Source organism: Pseudomonas sp. TNT2022 ID642 (assembly GCF_028656995.1).
Taxonomy (GTDB): Bacteria; Pseudomonadota; Gammaproteobacteria; order Pseudomonadales; family Pseudomonadaceae; genus Aquipseudomonas.
In genome coordinates, this window is sequence record NZ_JAMDGW010000030.1 from 1 (window position 1) to 18,312 (window position 18,312).

Consider the following 18,312-nt stretch of genomic DNA (forward strand, 5'->3'; position numbering starts at 1 on the left):
CGTAGCGGTATTCGGTGACCAGTGTCTGCGCGCGGCCACGGCGTTCGCGGATCAGGTTGCCGAAGGCGTCGTAGTCGTAATGACGATCGCCCTGCATCAGCAGGCGGTTGCCTTTTACCTGGGTGGGGCCGGGGCGGTCCTGCATCAGCAGGTTGCCGGCCGGGTCGTGGGCGAAGGATTCCGGCAGTTCGTCGCGTGAGTGACGAACGCGGATCAGGCGATCGAGGGCGTCGTAGCCGTAGGTGCGTTGGCCGTGGCGGCTATCGGCGATGTGCGCGAGATTGCCGTTGGCGTTGTAGGCATAATCGCGGCGGTACAACGCAGCGCGCTGATGGCCTACGGCGTGGGCGAGTAATCGTCCTTGATCGTCGTAGGAATATTCGCTGAGCAGCAGGCCCTGCTGGCGTTGCAGTTCGCACCCGGACTGGTAGACGTGACGGGTCAGCGGCGTGCCGTTGAGGTCGATGTCGGTCAGCGCGCCGCCCTTGGCGTAGCGGTAGTCGAGCACGCTGTTGTCCGGCAGGCGCATGCGTTTGAGCTGGCCGCAGGCGTCGTAGCGGTAACGCAGGGTGCCCCAGCCCTGATGCTCGGTGATCAGCCGATCCTGGCGGTCGTACTCGAAGGCCAGCGGGTGTTGCTGGCCGTCGTCGATCCCAATCAAACGGCCGAGGCGGTCGTATTGGTAGGTGACCTTGAGGCCGTCGGGCAGGGTTTTGAGCAGAAGACGCCCGGCAGCATCGCGCTCATAAGCGGTGACCAGTTGCGAGCCGTCGTCACCGAACTCGGTCTTCTCCAGCAGATGCCCGTTGAGGTCATAGACGTACGCGGTGCGGCGGCCGTCAAAACCGACCTCCTGACGAATCAGCCCGGTCGGCGTGTAGTCCAGCCGATACTTTTCCCCGGATTCGTTTTCGATCTCGGTGAGCAATAACTGCGCATGGTCGTAGCGGTACTGCACCCGCGTGCCGTCGGGGTTGATCCGCCGCGAGACCAGGTGCAGGTCATCATCGTATTCGTAGCGGGTGATGCGCCCCAGCTCATCGCGCTCGGCGGTGACCTGACCGTAGGCGCCGTAGCTGTAGGCGCGGGTGCTGCCGGTAGGAAACGTCGTCTGAATCAGTCGGCCAACGGCGTCCCAGTGCTGACGGGTGACTGCACCGTGTTCGTCGGCAGCCGTGGTCCGGCGCCCCAGCGCGTCGTAGGAAAAACGCCGCACGCCGCCGTCGGGCAGGGTTTCCTCGGTCAACTGGCCGAGGCTGTTCCAGACCAGTCGATGCCGGCTGCTGTCCGGATAACGGATCGACAGCAACTGGCCACGGGTGTCGTAGTAGTAATGCGTAACCTGGCCGTCCGGGTCGACCGCCTCGGTGACGTCACCCTCGGCATTGCGCCGGTAGATCCATACCGCGTCACCGCGAGAGCGTTTATGCAGGAAACCGTTGCGATACTCGTAGGACGTGGGCGCATCAACAGCAGGAATCAGCGCGATCAGCCGTCCGACCTCGTCATAGCGGTATTCGGTGACGGCACCCAAGGCATCCTGCTCGGCGATCAAGCGACCCGATGAGTCATAGGCCTTGAGCTGTTCACCATCATCCGCCGAGACTTTACGCACCAGCCGCGCACGCTCGTCGTGGACGTACGTCTCTTCGGTGCCATCGACGTAATGCACCGCGACACTGCCGTCGTCATTCCAGACGTAGCGCGTGTCCATCTGCGAGAACGATGCCCAGTGACGCACGCAGCGCGCGGCTTTCCCCGACCGCTCCCACTCCCAGAAGAAACTCGCCCCGCCAGCCAGTTGCCGCTGCAGGATTACGTGAGCGTCGTCGTAGTCGTAACGCTCGCTGTCACCGACGGCGTTCCTGGCTTCGATCAGGTGCCGATAAGCGTCGTAGCGGTAACTGATCAGCGCCTGTTCGGTACTCCAGGCACCGTCGCGAAACACCTGATAATCAACACCCAGCAACTGCGCCCGGTCATAGCGCAACAGCAGCGAACGCCCGGCGCCGTTGTCCAGTCGCTGCACCCGGTCAGACCGATCGCGCTGCACCGTCAGACGATTGCCATAGGCATCGCTGATCGCTGTCAGCCGTCCTGCGCGAAAGTGATAAAACCGCGCCGTTTCCCCGGCCAGCGCGAGAATCAGTTCTTCCGGTTCATCACCCAGAAAGATCGCCGCCCGCGACAGGCTGTTGTGAATCGCCGGTCGTTCAACGCTCGGCAACGGAAACCGCGTACGCCGGTTTTCGTGATCGACCCAAACCACCTCATCAGCGAAAAACTCCAGCCGATGCGCCAGCGAATGACTCCAGCCAAACCCCAACCCAACATCGATCTCGGCGGCGCTGGAGCGATACAACCGCGCAAACTCAAACGGCAACACGCCATCGAGCACCGCATCGCTCAGGGTCAGCAGTTCTTCACCGGTGACCATCGACACCGGGCAGCCATTGGTGCAAGTGAAGGGCACGCAATCGGCGCTGTCGCCGTTGGGGTTTTTCGCCTGATCCGGCGAGTCGTCGTGCGGCTCATGCCGTTCCAGCCGGCTCGAACCGCCAGGCTTGTCCCGCACAACAGGCGCCGGATTCGGCACCGTCAACACCAGCGAGTCGGCCTGACGAATGTTCAGCGGTATCGACGGTGTCGGTTTCAATTCGACTTCACGCGCGTGAAACATCAGCGGCTTCAACGCGCCCGCGTGTTTGTTCAGTTCCGGCGCTGACGTTAATTCCGCCAGCCGCAACGCCGACGCCGCCAGCCATTCCCGCGCGCGCGGCGACTTGATCTTCGCCAGCACTTTGCTGCTAAAGCGCACCGGCACGCCGACGCCACCCGACAACGCCGTCAGCAGAAAACCGATCAGCAGTTCGGCCCGAACCTCGGCCACCACTTCGGCCAGATACTGCGGCGGCAGCATCCTCAGCCAACTGGTAAACGCGGCCAGATGAATGAACAGCAACGGTTCGTCACTGAGGACCAGCAGACCGTTGGCAATGGCGTCGCTGGAGGCATTCAACAACGCCTCAAGCTCGGCCTCGCTGAGGTACTCAAGCAGTTTTTCGCTGTTGGCCTGCAGGTCGGCGAGGAGGGCGAATACCTGTTTAATGTCGTCCCAGACTCCATTCAACGCTTTCTCGAATCCACGCCAGTCGGCCTGTTGCAACTGACCGTAACGCTCAAGAAATCCAGCGCTGGAAAACTCCGTCCACTGTGGTTGAAACCCTGCCCACTCAGCGCGCAGCCAGCCTTCCAGGCCTGCAATGACACTTTCATAAGAGGCATACAGCGCACGCACATGGTCGGTGGACACATCGGGAAAGAAGGTGATGCGATAACGCTGGCCCCGATCGCAATCGGTCACTTGCAGAATGCCGCTGGGGCCGATGATGTGGTGAAGCGGTTCACCGAAAGTCAGCACACCGCCGACATCGGCAATCACCGGTTCAAGGGTCACCGGGGTGTTGCCAATCGGCACAAATCTCGCGGCCTCGAACATATGCACCAGCGTCAGCGACCCGCTGGCCGAGCACATGACCACCGATGAACTGAGCGGCTGGCGTGACTTGATCGGCGCACTGAGGCGCACGTCGTTGCCGACGGTGAAGACCTGCTCGACATCCAGCGCGGTGCCTGTCCAGAACTGCTCGGCCCAGGCGTCGTAGTGGTTCAGGCACAGGCGGAATTCGCGGATCAGGTGTTCGAAGTCCGGCTCGTCGGGATTCAAAGCAGCAACAACGAGCAGGCCGATGCTGTTGTTCAGGGCCAGCAGCCGATCGGTTGGAAGCATTCGCAGTCTCTCGCGCACATCAAAAAGGTGCGGGGACTTTGCGGGGGATCAATCAGGAAAGAAGTCGGGCGAGTAGGCGATATCTGTAGGATGTTTCGACATGGTTTGTAGGGCGGTATAGGGTTTCGTATTTTCGTTCACAAAAAAGCACCTACCCGGGTGCCTTCAATGACAAAAGGATCAAGCGTCATGTCCAACACAGCCGAGCGGGTCAACATCGTCGACACTCAGGTGTTGTCCCATGACTGGTATCTGCTGAAGAAAATCACCTTCGACTATCACCGCAACAACGGCGAGTGGCAGCGTCAGACCCGTGAAGTCTATGACCGAGGCAACGGTGCAGCGATTTTGCTGTTCAACCGCGAGCAGCGCACGGTGGTGCTGACCCGGCAGTTTCGTTTGCCGGTGTTCGTCAATGGTCATGATGGTTTGCTGATCGAGGTGGCTGCCGGGTTGCTTGAAGGCGCTGCACCGGAGCAACGGATTCGCGATGAAGCCGAGGAGGAAACCGGTTATCGCGTGCACGATGTGAAGAAGGTATTCGAGGCCTACATGAGTCCCGGCTCGGTGACCGAGAAGCTGCACTTTTTCATTGCCGAATACGACGCCGCATCGAAGGTTAGCGACGGTGGTGGTCTGGAAGAGGAGACCGAAGAACTGGAAGTGCTGGAGTGGCGATTCGACGAAGCGCTGGCAGCGTTTCAGCACGGTGAGATCTGCGACGCCAAGACCATCATGCTGTTGCAGTATGCAGCGATGAATAACCTTTTTGCCCAATAAATCAAAAGATCGCAGCCTTCGGCAGCTCCTACAGGAAAACGCATTCCAGGTAGGAGCTGCCGAAGGCTGCGATCTCTTGATCTGTATTGACTGACTAAAACAAATCCCCGGTTTTGCCAATCTGCGACCAGTCGCCACCTTCAAGTGTCAGCAAGCGCTCTTTCGCCTCAAGTCCTCCGGCAAACCCGGTCAGCTTCCCTGACGCGCCGATCACCCGATGACACGGCGCGACAATGGAGATCGGGTTGCGTCCGTTTGCTGCGCCCACTGCCCGTACGGCGCCGGGATTGCCTATCTGTTCGGCAATCTGGCTGTAGGTCCGCGTCTCGCCGAATGGAATGGTCAGCAGCGCCGCCCAGACCTTTTTCTGAAAGTCGGTGCCAGCGAAATCCAGTTCCAGATCAAAACAGTCACGCGTCCCGGAAAAATATTCTTCAAGTTGTCGAACCGTTCGAATCAGGATCGGATTGTCGTGTGCCTCGCTCATCGGCCCGAGTCGCACGCGGTTCGGTTTGTCGTTTTCCCAGAGGATGGCCGCCAGTCGTGAACCGTTCGCGACCAGCTTCAGCTCGCCGACGGGCGAGGGCAGGGTGATGAACGTGTAAGACATGACGGCAGACTCCGGATCAGGGCGGCAACAGTGCCCAGCATACTGTTTGATCGGGGAGGCGCAATACGCAAAGCCGACCATACTGCTTGGTGCTCTTGAAGCGTTCCCCCTCTGTTTTGCACAGACCCTGAAAACAAAAAAAGAGATCGACTCATGAAGTACGAACCTTTGGCCAAATCGCTGATAGCGACCTCACTGGCACTCAGCTGTCTCATGGCTCACGCGGCGTCAGTCGCACCGGTTGCTGCCGAAAACGGCATGGTGGTCACCGCGCAACATCTGGCGACCCATGTGGGCGTCGACGTATTGAAAAGTGGCGGTAACGCCGTCGATGCGGCGGTCGCCGTGGGGTATGCGCTGGCGGTGGTTTATCCCGCAGCCGGCAACCTTGGTGGTGGCGGTTTCATGACCATTCAACTGGCGGACGGACGCAAGACCTTCCTCGATTTCCGCGAAAAAGCACCGCTGGCGGCGACCGCCAATATGTACCTCGACAAGGAAGGCAACGTCATTCCTGACCTGAGTACGCGTGGCCACCTGGCGGTGGGCGTGCCCGGCACGGTGTCGGGCATGGAGCTGGCGCTGAGCAAATACGGGACCAAGCCGCGCAAGGAGATGATTGCGCCGGCGATCAAACTGGCGGAAGAGGGCTTCGCACTGGAGCAGGGGGACGTCGAGCTGCTGGAGTACGCCACCGACGTGTTCAAGAAGGACATGCGCGATTCCGGGTCGATCTTCCTGCACAACGGCGAGCCGATGCAGGTCGGGCAGAAACTGGTGCAAAAGGACCTCGGCAAGACCCTGCGGACCATTTCCGAAAAAGGCGCCGACGGCTTCTATAAAGGCTGGGTCGCCGATGCCATCGTGACCTCCAGTCAGGCCAACAAAGGCATCATCACCCAGGCCGACCTCGACAAATACAAGACCCGCGAACTGGCTCCGGTGGAGTGCGATTACCGTGGTTACCACGTGGTCTCGGCGCCGCCGCCAAGCTCCGGCGGGGTGGTGATCTGCCAGATCATGAACATCCTCGAAGGCTATCCGATGAAGGATCTGGGCTTCCATTCGGCCCAGGGCATGCACTATCAGATCGAAGCGATGCGCCACGCGTATGTCGATCGCAACAGCTACCTCGGCGATCCGGATTTCGTCAAAAACCCGATCGAGCATCTGCTGGACAAGAACTACGCGACCAAACTGCGCGACGCCATCCAGCCGAACAAGGCCGGCGTGTCGGCTGAACTCAAGCCCGGCGTAGCGCCCCATGAAGGCAGCAACACCACCCACTATTCGATCGTCGACAAGTGGGGCAATGCGGTGTCGGTCACCTACACCCTCAACGACTGGTTCGGCGCGGGCGTGATGGCGAGCAAGACCGGGGTGATCCTTAACGACGAAATGGACGACTTCACCTCCAAGGTCGGCGTGCCGAACATGTACGGTCTGGTGCAGGGCGAAGCCAACGCCATCGCCCCGGGCAAGGCACCGTTGTCATCGATGAGCCCGACCATTGTCACCAAGGATGGCAAAGTGGTGATGGTGGTCGGCACGCCGGGCGGCAGCCGCATCATCACGGCGACGTTGCTGACCATGCTCAACGTCATCGACTACGGCATGGGCCTTCAGGAGGCGGTCGATGCGCCACGCTTCCACCAGCAATGGATGCCGGAGGAAACCAACCTCGAAGACTTCGCCGCCAGCCCGGACACGAAGAAGATTCTCGAAAGCTGGGGGCACAAGTTTGCCGGGCCGCAGGACGCCAACCACATCGCCGCGATTCTGGTCGGGGCACCGTCGCTGGGCGGTAAGCCGGTTGGCAAAAACCGCTTTTACGGCGCTAACGATCCACGTCGCAACACGGGCTTGTCACTGGGTTACTGAGGGGCGTAAAAAGGGGGCGGGCATACGTCCGCCCCTGTCTCAAGGACTGATCAAGGAAGGCTCATCATGACCACCGCATTACTGATCATCGACGTCCAGCGCGCCCTCTGCTCGGGCGAATATCAGTGTCATGACATTCATCGCGTGATCGAAACCATCAACGGTTTAAGCGCCCGGGCGCGCAAGGCTGGCGTGCCGGTGGTGCTGATTCAGCATGAAGAAAAGGACAGCCCGTTGGCCCATGGCGCCGAAGGCTGGCAATTGGCCGAAGGGCTTGTGATATCGCCTCACGACTTGCGCGTACGCAAGACCACGCCGGATTCGTTCTACCAGACAGACCTGCGCAAACTGCTGCCGAGCGAGGATTTCGAAAAACTGGTCATCTGCGGCCTGCAAACCGATTACTGCGTCAACGCCACCGTGCGTCAGGCCCATCAACTGGGTTATGACGTGGTGCTTGTGGCCGACGCGCATTCCACTGTCGACAACGGCAATATGAGCGCCGAAGACATCATCGTCGAACACAACAAGGATCTGGCGCACCTGACTGGCTCCGTGGCGCGTATTGACGTCAAACCCGCAGCCGACATCGCGTTCTGAAGCGTACACAAAACCTTGTGGGAGCGAGCCTGCTCGCGAAGGCAGTGTGTCAGTCGACATTGATAGTGGCTGATCCACCGCTTTCGCGAGCAGGCTCGCTCCCACAGTGATTGCGAAACCCTGATTGCTATGTACATCAGGGATTTCCGCTGGCAGCACTGGCATACTGCGCGCCATCCGAAGAATGGAATCTCTCGATGTTCGCGATCTCCCTGCGTCACGCCTTGCTGCTGACCGCCCTTGCGTTTGCCTCTGTTACCCACGCCAGCAGTTTCGATTGCGCCAGCGCTGCCAGCAAAACTGAAAAAGCCATTTGCGCCGATCCGGATCTTTCGCAGCTTGATGAGCATCTTGCAGAGCGTTGGCGCTCGACCCTCGCCAATGTCCCCGATCCCAAGGCACTCAAGACCGATCAACGGCAATGGTTGAAAAGTCGTAACGCCTGTGGCGCCCTGACGGCTTGCTTGCGCCGCCAGTATCTGATGCGTCTGGCCGAACTGGAGCACGCTACTCAGCCCTTCAGTTGGGACGCGACGTGGCAGCTCATTCCTCCGAGTACTTCAACGGCGGCAACGGTGACAACGCACCGTCGCGATTCAGCGCACATCACTTTTGATATTGCAGCGGGCGAGGGTGCCAACTCGGGAAATCTTGATGGCGTCGCCGTATTTGAAGGCAAAGAAGCGCATTACGCCGAAGGTGAGTGCGCGTTGACTTTCACCCCCATCAATGGCGTTCTGAATATCTCGCAAGTCGGCGCAGATGCCGATTGCGGTGGCGGAATGGGCGTGTATTACGCCGGCACTTATGTCGCCTCGGAACAACCGTTGACGCTTGATTACGACATGCTCAGCCTTGGCTTGGCGCGAACGCCAGAGGAAAACCAGGCCCTGCATGGATTGCTCAAGGACGATTATGAAAGGCTCGTTGAGCTTTCGGGCACCTTGCAAGTCGGCGATCCCTCAGCCGACGTGCCGGGCAGTCAGGTCGTGGAAATGTGGATGCGTGGCCTGGGGGGCACCGGCATCATCATGAGCACAACCGACCAGCGTTTCTGGATCATCCTGCTGACCTACGATGGGCAAGGTCATCAGCGGGCGCGCTATTACACCAACGCAGCGAAATGGAAAGGACGTCTGCCCGATGTTCTGCAAGCCTGGTACCAACGCACAAATGGAAATCGCTCGATCCCTCTGGATTCCATGCCCTGATTCCAGACCGCTCAAGTCGCAAACAAAACCCCACGAATCCCACCCACCCGCGGCGCCACCACCACGCCCTCCAGCACCATGCGCGTAATCGTCTGCGCCGCCGTTTGATAATCCTCATCCTGCGGCACTTCGCGCCCCATGATCTGGCCCATCTGCCAGCCAATGTTGGTGTACGTGCGCGTCGCCGACCAGATGAACAGCATCAAATGCTCAGGATCCACCGGCGCCAGCAAACCGCGTTCTATCCAGCTGCGTAAACATTCAACGTTGCGCCGTGCTTCGGCCTGCAACAGATCGCGGCACTCATCCGGCAACTGTCGACCGCCCAGCAGCAATTCGCCGCTGAACACCTTGGCAATCGCCGGCTGCTCGCGAGCAATACGAATCCGCGCGGCAACGTAAGCACGCAGCCCGGTCAGCGGATCATCACTTTCACGCAGCATTGCCGAGGCCTCCAGCAGCGGTTCGACAAATCCCAGCAGCACTTTGCCGTAGAGGTTTTCCTTGCTCTGGAAGTAGTAATACAGATTGGCTTTGGGCAGCCCGGCACGCGCCGCGATATCGCGGGTCTGGGTGGCGTCGAAGCCGTTGGCGGCAAATTCTTCGCTGGCGGCGGCGAGGATCAATTGCTCGTTGCGGACGCGGATGGCGCTCATGGACACACAGGTTGGGTGGATGGCATGGAAAAGTTCTGGCGATTTCGGTTTCGCAATATACAAAACTATATAGCGATGAGGCCAGCACACTCGAAGGGCAGCGCTATGCTGTTTCGATCATTGATTGGACACGGAGCAGAAACATGACCCTTCAGGCAGTGCGAGCGGACGCGACACATCTGGATGCGGTGGCGCCGTTGTTCGACGCTTATCGAGGCTTTTACCAGCAACCATCGAACCTTGTGCAATCGCGGGCCTTCATCGCTGAACGCATGGCTGCCAGCGAATCGGCGATTTTTCTCGCGCAGGATGAACACGGCGAAGCGCTGGGTTTCGTGCAGTTGTATCCGACGTTCTCGTCCATCGATGCCCACCGCACCTGGCTGCTCAGCGATCTGTTCACCACGCCCGCCGCACGTGGGCGTGGCGTTGGCCGACTGTTGATGAACACGGCGCGTGATTTTGCCGTGGCGAGCGGTGCGAAGGGGCTGGTGCTCGAGACCGCTACCGACAACCTTACGGCGCAAGGCTTGTACGAATCCCTCGGTTACGTGCGTGACAGCGGTTATTACACCTACATCCTCGACTTGCGGCAGGGCTGAGCAAGTTTTTTTGCCGATTTCCCCAATTCAGGCTTTCGCCCGAGGTCTGCTCTCTCTAGAATCCGCCCGGCCTTCGCAATGAAGGCTCAATGCCATCATTTGGTCTTGTACACATAGGGACGGACATCATGCAATTCGGGAAAATTCTGGCGCTGGGGTTGGTACTCGCGCTGGGCGGTTGTGCCAGTTTCACTAAAGACGAAGTAGCGCCGGTCACCATGCCGTCGATGGCCAACTATGCCAACAAGCCAAACGTCTACGTGGATTTCGATTTTTATCAGGGCGAACCGAAAAGCGGCTCCGCCGTGGAAGTGCCGCAAGCGCGCGATCAACTGAAACCACAGCTGCAAAAAATTCTTACCGATTCGGGCCTGTTCGGCCGTGTCACCCTGGATGAGTTCCAGAAACAGCCGGGCGACTACAGCCTGCGTCTGAAAATGTACAACCATCCGCCGAATGCAGGTTCCATGGTGCTCGCCTTCATCAGCGGCTTCAGCATGATGGTGATCCCGGCGTATGGCACCGATCAGTACACCTTGAGCCTGGAAGGCATGGATGGCCAAGGTCAGGCCCTGACCACCGCGAGCAATCACGATGCGATCGGTACCTGGATCGGTATCTGGTTCATCCCGCTGATGGCCAACACACCTAAAGACGCGGTGAATGACACGTTCACCCGTCAGGTCAACGCGCTGCTCAAGCAGATGGTTGATAGCAAAAACCTGAAGTACTCGGCACTCGAAACCGGTATTCCACGGGCCTGAAGCGAAAAAAAAGAGCCGCAATTGCGGCTCTTTTTTTGCCCTTATTTCAGGGCTTGAATGAACTGCGGATCGCTGTACAGTTCTTTCAGCAAGTCACGCACCATCGGGTTGTAAGCGTTGACCGCGTTCGGAATCGCAATGAAGCCGAAGAAGCTGCTGCTCCACTGGCTGCTGACATTCTTGGTCGCGTCGTACACCACATCGTTGCCGTTGAGCAGGGTGAAACGAGCAGCCAGTTTGCCGTCGCCCGTGCCCATGCCGGCGGACAGTTCGTTTTTCACCACCAGCACTTTCAACTGACGCTGCGCCTGTGGATCGAGCAGACCAGCCTTGCGCAGTTCTTCAGTGATCGCGTCCTGAATATGCGCCGGGATGCTGCCGGACGGCGAGCGAACCGGGTTGGCGCGAACCACCAACGAACCTTCACCGGATTCGGCGGTGACCTGAGGATTGCTGATCGCGTGCAGTGGCGGGGTTTGCTTGAGCTTCTGCACGTTCTCGAAGCTTGGCTCGTAACGGGTCATGGTCATGCCACAGCCTTGCAGGAGCAGGGCCAGCATCGGGATCAACAACAGCGACTTCTTCACGGCAGTTCCTTGCGTGGGAATAGAGGAGGGCGCGAATTATGGGCAGAGTGCCATCATTGAGCAACCTCGTTCGTTTGCGCGTTGAGCAATCGCTCGATCTGCGCCAATTCCCAAGTACTGAGCAAACTCACCGGATCGGTACCATAACGCTGCCAACTGCCCAGCGTGCCTTGCTGCCCATCGCCATTGCGGGCGAATTCACAGTGATGTAACCGGCTGCCTTCAAAATCCAGCAGCAGGTGCCAGCCCTCGATATCGACCGCGACCCGTCCCGCCTCGTCAGGCATCTCGCAGACTTTGAAAGTGAGGACACCCAGCGCGGCTTCACGCAAACGCTGGCACACCTCGCGGGCGCTCAGAAAGGCAGACATATTCAACTCAATGGATACAGGAACGCGCCAGCATAAAGCCCGGGTCGACAAGTGTCAGCGTTCACTGGCCCGATCCCGGACAATTCCGTAACATCCGCAACCCTCTTTTCTCCGAACACCTGCAGTCGCGCTCGACGGCTGCTCAATCAGGTAAGCCATGAAACCGATTCGTCTGCGCGCCGATGTCCTGGCCGGACTCACCACCTCGTTTGCCCTGTTGCCCGAATGCATTGCGTTCGCGCTGGTGGCGCACCTCAATCCGCTGATGGGCCTGTATGGCGCCTTCATCATTTGTACACTGACGGCGTTGTTCGGCGGCCGGCCGGGCATGGTCTCCGGCGCGGCGGGTTCGATGGCCGTGGTCATCGTCGCGCTGGTGGTGCAGCACGGCGTGCAGTATTTGCTGGCGACGGTGTTGCTCGGCGGTCTGATCATGATGGCGTTCGGGCTGTTGCGCCTGGGCAAACTGGTGCGCATGGTGCCGCATCCGGTGATGCTCGGCTTCGTCAACGGTCTGGCGATCATCATTGCTTTGGCGCAACTGGAGCATTTCAAGAGCGGTGAGGACTGGCTCAGCGGTACGCCGTTGTACCTGATGACCGGGCTGGTGCTGCTGACCATGGCCATCGTTTACCTCTTGCCGCGCCTGACAAAAGCGGTGCCACCGGCGCTGGTGGCGATCCTTGGCGTCGGCCTGCTGGTCTACCTGTTCGGCCTGCCGACCCGCACCCTTGGCGACATGGCGCACATCGCCGGTGGCTTGCCGACCTTCGCCTTGCCGGACATTCCGTGGAATCTTGAAACCCTGCGCATCATTGCGCCTTACGCGATTCTGATGGCGCTGGTCGGTCTGCTGGAAACCCTGCTGACGTTGAACCTCACCGACGAAATCACCGAAACCCGTGGCTATCCGGATCGCGAGTGCGTGGCGCTCGGTGCGGCCAATATGGTCTCGGGGGCGTTCGGCGGCATGGGCGGGTGCGCGATGATCGGCCAGACCGTGATCAACCTCAGTTCCGGCGGGCGCGGGCGCTTGTCCGGTGTGGTCGCTGGCGTGCTGATTCTGTTGTTCATTCTGTTTCTGTCGCCGCTGATCGAGCGTATTCCGTTGGCGGCGCTGGTGGGTGTGATGTTTGTGGTGTCGCAGCAGACTTTTGCCTGGGCGTCGTTGCGGGTGGTGAACAAAGTGCCGCTCAATGATGTGCTGGTGATCATTGCGGTGACCACTATCACGGTGTTCACTGATCTGGCCACTGCGGTGCTGTGCGGCATCATTATCGCTGCGCTTAACTTTGCCTGGCAGCAGGCGCGTGAGCTGTATGCCGATGAGCATCTGGAGGCTGACGGCAGTAAGCTTTATCGTTTGCATGGCACGTTGTTTTTTGCCTCGACTGCGCCGTTTCTCAATCAGTTCGATCCGGCTAATGATCCGGCTCGGGTGACTTTGGATTGTCGGCATTTGAGTTTTGTTGATTATTCGGCGATTGCGGCGTTGAAGACTTTGCGCGAGCGATATGCCAAGGCGGGTAAGCATTTGCAGGTGTTTCATTTGTCTGAGCGGTGCAAGAAATTGTTGAAGCGGGCGGGTGAGGAGGATCACTGATTATCTGGCTGACCGGGTATATATCCGTTGCTGCGGGTGTTGCGGATTAGGGTTCCTCCCCTCCGGGATCGATCCGGGCGCAGCGCCTACGGTTTGCTTCGCTGCACCTCCTCTCGCTGTGTTTGGCTTCGCCAAACGGTCGCTGCGCTCCCACCCCCCGGATGAATCCCTCCACTCAGCCTTCCGACGTCGCCCGTGGATCAAGATCAAGAGCGGCAGCCGAGCTAACGCTCATCCTGTTGAGTGGGGCGGCTTTGCCGCTTGGGTTGTACGCACGTTAAAACTGTGGGAGCGAGCCTGCTCGCGAAGGCGGCCTGTCAGCCGACCAATCTCTTGCTGATGTACCCGATCCAACTGTGGGAGCGAGCCTGCTCGCGAAGGCGGCCTGCCAGCCGACCAATCTCTTGCTGATGTACCCGATCCAACTGTAGGAGTGAGCCTGCTCGCGATAGCGGTGTGTCACTCAAAAATGCTTTGAATGACACACCGCTATCGCGAGCAGGTCAGCTCCAACAGGTTTTGTGTGGCCGGATTCAGATGGCGGGGAAGTCAATATCGGTCAGCGCCGCGTTATTCAGGTAGTTGGTCAGGCTCTGCACGGCCACCAGTGCAATCACTTCAATAATCTTCACATCGTCGATACCGGCAGTGCGGGCGGCGGTGATCTGTTCGTCACTCAAATGGCCGCGGCTTTCGGTCAACTGACGGGCGAGGCTGGCGTAGGCGTTGAGTTCGCCTTGGCGGGCGGCGACGATGTCTTGCGCCGAGAGCCCGGCCTTGCCGGCAAACAAGGTGTGCGCTGCGAGGCAATAGTCGCAACCGTTGACCTGTGAGGTGGCGAGGTATACCGCTTCTTTTTCCTGGGCGCTCAGCGAGGTTTTGCCGAGGATTGCCGAGGCTTGTACGTAGGTTTCGAGGGCTACCGGCGCTTTGGCCAGGGTGGTGAAGACGTTGGGCAGGAAACCTATTTTCTTTTTCACGCCTTCCAGCACTGGGCGGCTGGCGTCGGCGGCGTTTTCGAGGCTGATAGCGTGGATGCGGCTCATGGTGATTCTCCGAAAATCCGGTGCGAAGTGCGCCGGGGATGGAGGTCATGTTATTGAGTGAGGCTGGTGGATTGGCGGCAAATCGTCGAGGATATGCGGCAGATCGTCCAGATATGCTCTTGGAGTCGTCCATGGATCGCCTTTCAACATTGCTCAGCCATTTCGGCGTGTCTGCCGGGACTTTTCACAGCGGCGCGTTTTGCGGCGTCGCGGTTCATGAAAATGAGCCGGTCGGCCATGTGCATTTGTTGCAGGCCGGTGAGTTGCTGCTCAAACCGGGCAGCGAACGCGAGATTCGCCTCAGTGAGCCGTCGCTGATCTTCTTCCCCAGACCCTACGCCCACCGCATGTTTGCCGACGAAGCCATGGACACTCAGGTGGTTTGCGCAACGCTGACGTTTGACGGCGGTTCCGGTAATGCACTGGCGGCGGCGCTGCCGGATTATCTGGTGCTGAAACTGACGGACATCCCCGAGCTGGGCAACACCGTGGAATGGCTGTTCAAGGAAGCGTTCGAAGGTCATTGCGGGCGCGTGGCGGTGATGGATCGCCTGTTCGAACTGCTGGTGATTCTGTTGCTGCGGCACCTGATCAGCAGTCGAGAGCAACAACCGGGGATGATCGCCGGGCTGGCCGATCCACGTCTGTCGCGCGCCTTGAACCTGATGCACGAGCAACCGCAAAAGCCATGGAGCGTGGCGGATCTGGCCGCTGTCGCCAACCTGTCCCGCGCCGGGTTCGCCGAGCAGTTTCGCCGCGTTGTCGGGCAGACACCGGCCGATTATCTGCTGAGCTGGCGGGTCAGTCTGGCGCAGAAACGTTTGCGTGAAGGCAAACCGATTGCGCTGATCGCCGAGGAGGTCGGTTATGAAAGTCCTTCGGCGCTGGCCCGGGCGTTTCGGCGCAAGACCGGGCTCAGTCCGCGGGAGTGGAAGGCGGGGGCCTGAAAGTCATTTGGCGAATTTCTTCGCCCCGGCCACACACAGGATTACGCCCAACGTCACGGCAAGCATGCCAAGGCTGACCTGTTCATGCAGCAGCGTCGCCGCCAGCGCCAAGCCGAAAAACGGTTGCAGTAATTGCAACTGACCGACCGCGGCAATCCCGCCCTGGGCCAGGCCGCGATACCAGAACACAAAACCGATCAGCATGCTGAACAGCGACACATAGCCCAGACATAACCACGCCGACAGACTGATCGTGCTGAACGAGGCGGGCGCCAGCCACAGACTCAGAATCGTCATCACCGGCAGCGACAGCAGCAGAGCCCAGCAAATCACCTGCCAGCCGCCGAGGGTGCGCGACAGTTTCGCGCCTTCGGCATAACCGAGGCCGCAGGCCAGAATCGCCGCCAGCATCAGTAGGTCACCGGTGGGCGAGGCCGTCAGCCCTTGCGCGAGGGCGAAGCCGACCACCAGCGCGCTGCCTAGAATCGAGAACAGCCAGAACACCGGTCGTGGCCGCTCACCGCCGCGCAGCACAGCAAAAATCGCTGTGGCCAGTGGCAGCAATCCGACAAACACAATCGAATGCGCCGACGTCACGTGTTGCAGCGCAAGGGCGGTCAGCAGCGGGAAGCCGAGCACCACGCCCATCGCGACGATAAACAGCGACAACCACTGATTACGCGCCGGGCGCCGTTCGCGAAACAGCCACAGCAGCGCCACCGCCAATACCCCGGCGATGGCGGCGCGGACCACGGTGAGAAACACCGGATCGAACTCCAGCACTGCCAGACGCGTGGCCGGCAGCGAACCGCTGAAGATCACCACGCCGATAAAACCGTTGATCCAGCCACTGGTTTTTTCCAGTGCCGGGGTCGTCAGATTCGAAGTCCGTTCCATAGCAGATCACGCTCAGAAGTGGGTTGCGTTGCGGTCATGCTAGAGCCGAGAATCAGCACAATCAAAGAATTGTCATGGATACATCCGGCATGCCACGTTCGCGCTACAAGACAATCGTCGATGCCTATGCGGCGGACATTCGCTCGGGGACGTTGCCGCCAGGTACGCGGCTGCCAACTCACCGGCAACTGGCTGCTGAGGAAGGGCTGGCGCTGGTCACGGCTTCGCGGGTGTACGCGGAGCTGGAGGCCATGGGCCTGGTCAGCGGCGAGACCGGCCGTGGCACGTTTGTCCGTGAAACCTCGCTGTCGCCGGGGCAGGGCATCGATCAGAAAGACGTGGCGGTCGGCATGATCGACCTCAATTTCAATTACCCGTCGCTGCCCGGTCAGGCCGATTTGTTGCGCAGCGCGTTGCGGCAATTGGCATTGTCGGGCGATCTGGAAGCGTTGCTGCGTTATCAGCCGCACGCCGGTCGTGCCCACGAGCGCGCGTCAGTCGCTCGGCATCTGCTGACGCGCGGCGTGCAGGTCGAGGCCGAGCAGGTGCTGATCGTCAACGGCGCCCAGCAAGGCCTGGCGGTGACGCTGATGGCGCTGCTCAAACCCGGCGATGTGATTGCCGCCGACGCGCTGACCTATTCCGGCTTCAAGGTGTTAGCCGAAGCGCTGCATCTGGAAGTCGTGGCGATTCCGTCCAGTGATCAGGGGCCGGATCTCGCAGCGCTGGACAAACTCTGCCGCAGCCGCTCGGTGCGTGCCGTGTACAGTATGCCGACCTTGCACAATCCACTGGGTTGGGTGATGCCCTTGGCGCAACGGGAGCAGTTGGTGGCGATTGCCCGTCGGCATGATCTGACGATCATCGAAGACGCGGCCTACGCGTTTCTGGTGGAAAACCCACCTCCGGCGCTGGTCGATCTGGCGCCGGAGCGCACGGTGTACGTCTCGGGCCTGTCGAAAAACATCGCCACAGGACTGCGCGTTGGTTTCATCGCCGCCCCGACCGACGTGGTGCCTGCACTGGAGCGCATCATTCGCGCCACCACCTGGAACACGCCGGGCGTCATGACCGCCATCGCCTGTGGCTGGCTCGACGACGGCACGGTAACGCTGCTGGAAGAACAGAAGCGCAACGACGCAAAAGCGCGGCAAGCGCTGGCGACCGAGGTGTTGAAAGGACTGCCGAGCATTGGCCATCCAGCGTCGTATTTCTTGTGGCTGCCGCTGCCGGAAGACGTGCGCGCCGATCAGATTGTCGTCGAGCTGATGCACGAGCAGATTTCCGTCACCACCGCCGAGCCGTTTTCGGTGTCCGGGCATGCGCCGCATGCGATTCGCCTGGCGCTGGGTTCGGTAGAGATGGATGTGTTGCGTCAAGCATTGATGACCGTCAGGAAGATCATTGCGGCTTACCTGTAAACTCCGCCGCTGTGAACCATTACGGTGGCGAGAGAGCAAGCGCCTTCGCCACAAAGTGCTAATCTTGCGCCGCCGTTTTATGCAGAGCCCGACATCACGATGAAAAACACCGCGTCACTCGCCCTGGCCTTGATCCTCACCGCAGGCCTGTTCACTGCTTCCGCCAATGCCGCTGGCGACCCCGAAGCCGGCGCAAAAATCTTCCCGCGTCTGTGTGGCGGTTGCCATCAGGTCGGCGAATCGGCCCGTCCGGGATTCGGCCCACAACTCAACGGCATCATCGGCCGAGCTGCCGGTACGTCGGCCAACTACGTGTATTCCGATGCGATGAAGAACTCGGGCCTGACCTGGGACCGCAAAACGCTCACGGCGTATCTGGAAGATCCGAAAGGTGTTGTGCCCGGTACGCGGATGATTTTCTGGGGGCTGAGTGACCAAGAGAAAGTTGAAAACCTATTGGCGTATTTGCAGAGCTTTTCTGCGAACGGCAGCCCTGTTGAAGCTTCCATCCAGATGGATCCGAGCGCTCTGCAGAAGCAGTAAATT

The 18,312-nt window shown here is 59.9% G+C and carries 17 protein-coding genes; 10 read left to right on the top strand and 7 right to left on the bottom strand.

The features are described 5' to 3' along the window. The coding region (locus M5G26_RS24620) for a DUF6531 domain-containing protein (protein ID WP_273916697.1) at positions 1–3,790 on the bottom strand (3,790 nt) is incomplete at its 3' end. A 189-nt stretch (positions 3,791–3,979) separates the two neighbouring features. Here M5G26_RS24620 and M5G26_RS24625 point away from each other — a divergent pair. Further along, positions 3,980–4,570: an NUDIX domain-containing protein gene (locus tag M5G26_RS24625; protein ID WP_273916698.1), complete on the top strand. Its 591-nt coding sequence runs from the start codon at positions 3,980–3,982 to the stop codon at positions 4,568–4,570. Positions 4,571–4,664: 94 nt separating this feature from the next. On the opposite strand, the gene M5G26_RS24630 is transcribed toward M5G26_RS24625, so the two are convergent. Further along, positions 4,665–5,180, bottom strand: a complete 516-nt coding sequence (locus tag M5G26_RS24630) for a methylated-DNA--[protein]-cysteine S-methyltransferase (RefSeq protein ID WP_273916699.1) — start codon at positions 5,178–5,180, stop codon at positions 4,665–4,667. Between the two features lie 153 nt (positions 5,181–5,333). Here M5G26_RS24630 and ggt point away from each other — a divergent pair, with 153 nt between their 5' ends. The 3 genes from ggt to M5G26_RS24645 all read left to right on the top strand — a co-directional run bounded on the left by ggt (position 5,334) and on the right by M5G26_RS24645 (position 8,872). Next, positions 5,334–7,061 (top strand): gamma-glutamyltransferase, encoded by a 1,728-nt coding sequence (gene ggt, locus M5G26_RS24635; protein WP_134176574.1) that lies wholly within the window; start codon positions 5,334–5,336, stop codon positions 7,059–7,061. Between the two features lie 66 nt (positions 7,062–7,127). Further along, a complete protein-coding gene (locus M5G26_RS24640) occupies positions 7,128–7,661 on the top strand; it encodes a cysteine hydrolase family protein (protein ID WP_273916700.1) in 534 nt (177 codons plus the stop codon). Between the two features lie 197 nt (positions 7,662–7,858). After that, a complete protein-coding gene (locus M5G26_RS24645) occupies positions 7,859–8,872 on the top strand; it encodes a lysozyme inhibitor LprI family protein (protein ID WP_273916701.1) in 1,014 nt (337 codons plus the stop codon). Between the two features lie 11 nt (positions 8,873–8,883). On the opposite strand, the gene M5G26_RS24650 is transcribed toward M5G26_RS24645, so the two are convergent. Continuing rightward, a complete protein-coding gene (locus tag M5G26_RS24650) occupies positions 8,884–9,528 on the bottom strand; it encodes a TetR/AcrR family transcriptional regulator (RefSeq protein WP_273916702.1) in 645 nt (214 codons plus the stop codon). A 143-nt stretch (positions 9,529–9,671) separates the two neighbouring features. Here M5G26_RS24650 and M5G26_RS24655 point away from each other — a divergent pair, with 143 nt between their 5' ends. Beyond that, positions 9,672–10,130, top strand: a complete 459-nt coding sequence (locus M5G26_RS24655; RefSeq protein ID WP_273916703.1) for a GNAT family N-acetyltransferase — start codon at positions 9,672–9,674, stop codon at positions 10,128–10,130. Positions 10,131–10,258: 128 nt separating this feature from the next. After that, complete coding sequence (locus M5G26_RS24660; RefSeq protein WP_150693938.1) at positions 10,259–10,894, top strand: hypothetical protein; 636 nt, start codon at positions 10,259–10,261, stop codon at positions 10,892–10,894. Between the two features lie 41 nt (positions 10,895–10,935). On the opposite strand, the gene M5G26_RS24665 is transcribed toward M5G26_RS24660, so the two are convergent. Then, positions 10,936–11,481: a hypothetical protein gene (locus M5G26_RS24665; RefSeq protein ID WP_007908120.1), complete on the bottom strand. Its 546-nt coding sequence runs from the start codon at positions 11,479–11,481 to the stop codon at positions 10,936–10,938. A gap of 53 nt (positions 11,482–11,534) precedes the next feature. Further along, positions 11,535–11,852, bottom strand: a complete 318-nt coding sequence (locus M5G26_RS24670) for a DUF7693 family protein (protein WP_273916704.1) — start codon at positions 11,850–11,852, stop codon at positions 11,535–11,537. A gap of 157 nt (positions 11,853–12,009) precedes the next feature. On the opposite strand from M5G26_RS24670, the gene M5G26_RS24675 reads away from it, so the two are divergent. Further along, positions 12,010–13,455, top strand: a complete 1,446-nt coding sequence (locus M5G26_RS24675; protein WP_273916705.1) for a SulP family inorganic anion transporter — start codon at positions 12,010–12,012, stop codon at positions 13,453–13,455. A 533-nt stretch (positions 13,456–13,988) separates the two neighbouring features. Here the strand turns inward: M5G26_RS24675 and M5G26_RS24680 are convergent. Further along, entirely contained in the window at positions 13,989–14,501 is a 513-nt protein-coding gene (locus M5G26_RS24680; protein WP_273916706.1) for a carboxymuconolactone decarboxylase family protein, read from the bottom strand. Positions 14,502–14,632: 131 nt separating this feature from the next. Here M5G26_RS24680 and M5G26_RS24685 point away from each other — a divergent pair, with 131 nt between their 5' ends. Continuing rightward, positions 14,633–15,448: an AraC family transcriptional regulator gene (locus tag M5G26_RS24685; RefSeq protein ID WP_134176583.1), complete on the top strand. Its 816-nt coding sequence runs from the start codon at positions 14,633–14,635 to the stop codon at positions 15,446–15,448. A gap of 3 nt (positions 15,449–15,451) precedes the next feature. Here the strand turns inward: M5G26_RS24685 and M5G26_RS24690 are convergent, their stop codons facing one another. Then, positions 15,452–16,345 (bottom strand): DMT family transporter, encoded by an 894-nt coding sequence (locus M5G26_RS24690; RefSeq protein WP_273916707.1) that lies wholly within the window; start codon positions 16,343–16,345, stop codon positions 15,452–15,454. An 89-nt stretch (positions 16,346–16,434) separates the two neighbouring features. Here M5G26_RS24690 and M5G26_RS24695 point away from each other — a divergent pair, with 89 nt between their 5' ends. Then, positions 16,435–17,766, top strand: a complete 1,332-nt coding sequence (locus M5G26_RS24695; RefSeq protein WP_273916754.1) for an aminotransferase-like domain-containing protein — start codon at positions 16,435–16,437, stop codon at positions 17,764–17,766. A gap of 99 nt (positions 17,767–17,865) precedes the next feature. Next, on the top strand, positions 17,866–18,309 hold the full coding sequence (locus M5G26_RS24700; protein WP_273916708.1) for a c-type cytochrome: 444 nt from the start codon (positions 17,866–17,868) through the stop codon (positions 18,307–18,309). Positions 18,310–18,312 lie beyond the last annotated feature (3 nt).

Bases quoted from the DNA above. Each gene is read 5' to 3' on its own strand.
- M5G26_RS24625 (WP_273916698.1), top strand. From the start codon at position 3,980: ATGTCCAACACAGCCGAGCGGGTCAACATCGTCGACACTCAGGTGTTG.
- M5G26_RS24630 (WP_273916699.1), bottom strand. From the start codon at position 5,180: ATGTCTTACACGTTCATCACCCTGCCCTCGCCCGTCGGCGAGCTGAAG.
- ggt (WP_134176574.1), top strand. From the start codon at position 5,334: ATGAAGTACGAACCTTTGGCCAAATCGCTGATAGCGACCTCACTGGCA.
- M5G26_RS24640 (WP_273916700.1), top strand. From the start codon at position 7,128: ATGACCACCGCATTACTGATCATCGACGTCCAGCGCGCCCTCTGCTCG.
- M5G26_RS24645 (WP_273916701.1), top strand. From the start codon at position 7,859: ATGTTCGCGATCTCCCTGCGTCACGCCTTGCTGCTGACCGCCCTTGCG.
- M5G26_RS24650 (WP_273916702.1), bottom strand. From the start codon at position 9,528: ATGAGCGCCATCCGCGTCCGCAACGAGCAATTGATCCTCGCCGCCGCC.
- M5G26_RS24655 (WP_273916703.1), top strand. From the start codon at position 9,672: ATGACCCTTCAGGCAGTGCGAGCGGACGCGACACATCTGGATGCGGTG.
- M5G26_RS24660 (WP_150693938.1), top strand. From the start codon at position 10,259: ATGCAATTCGGGAAAATTCTGGCGCTGGGGTTGGTACTCGCGCTGGGC.
- M5G26_RS24670 (WP_273916704.1), bottom strand. From the start codon at position 11,852: ATGTCTGCCTTTCTGAGCGCCCGCGAGGTGTGCCAGCGTTTGCGTGAA.
- M5G26_RS24675 (WP_273916705.1), top strand. From the start codon at position 12,010: ATGAAACCGATTCGTCTGCGCGCCGATGTCCTGGCCGGACTCACCACC.
- M5G26_RS24680 (WP_273916706.1), bottom strand. From the start codon at position 14,501: ATGAGCCGCATCCACGCTATCAGCCTCGAAAACGCCGCCGACGCCAGC.
- M5G26_RS24685 (WP_134176583.1), top strand. From the start codon at position 14,633: ATGGATCGCCTTTCAACATTGCTCAGCCATTTCGGCGTGTCTGCCGGG.
- M5G26_RS24690 (WP_273916707.1), bottom strand. From the start codon at position 16,345: ATGGAACGGACTTCGAATCTGACGACCCCGGCACTGGAAAAAACCAGT.
- M5G26_RS24695 (WP_273916754.1), top strand. From the start codon at position 16,435: ATGCCACGTTCGCGCTACAAGACAATCGTCGATGCCTATGCGGCGGAC.
- M5G26_RS24700 (WP_273916708.1), top strand. From the start codon at position 17,866: ATGAAAAACACCGCGTCACTCGCCCTGGCCTTGATCCTCACCGCAGGC.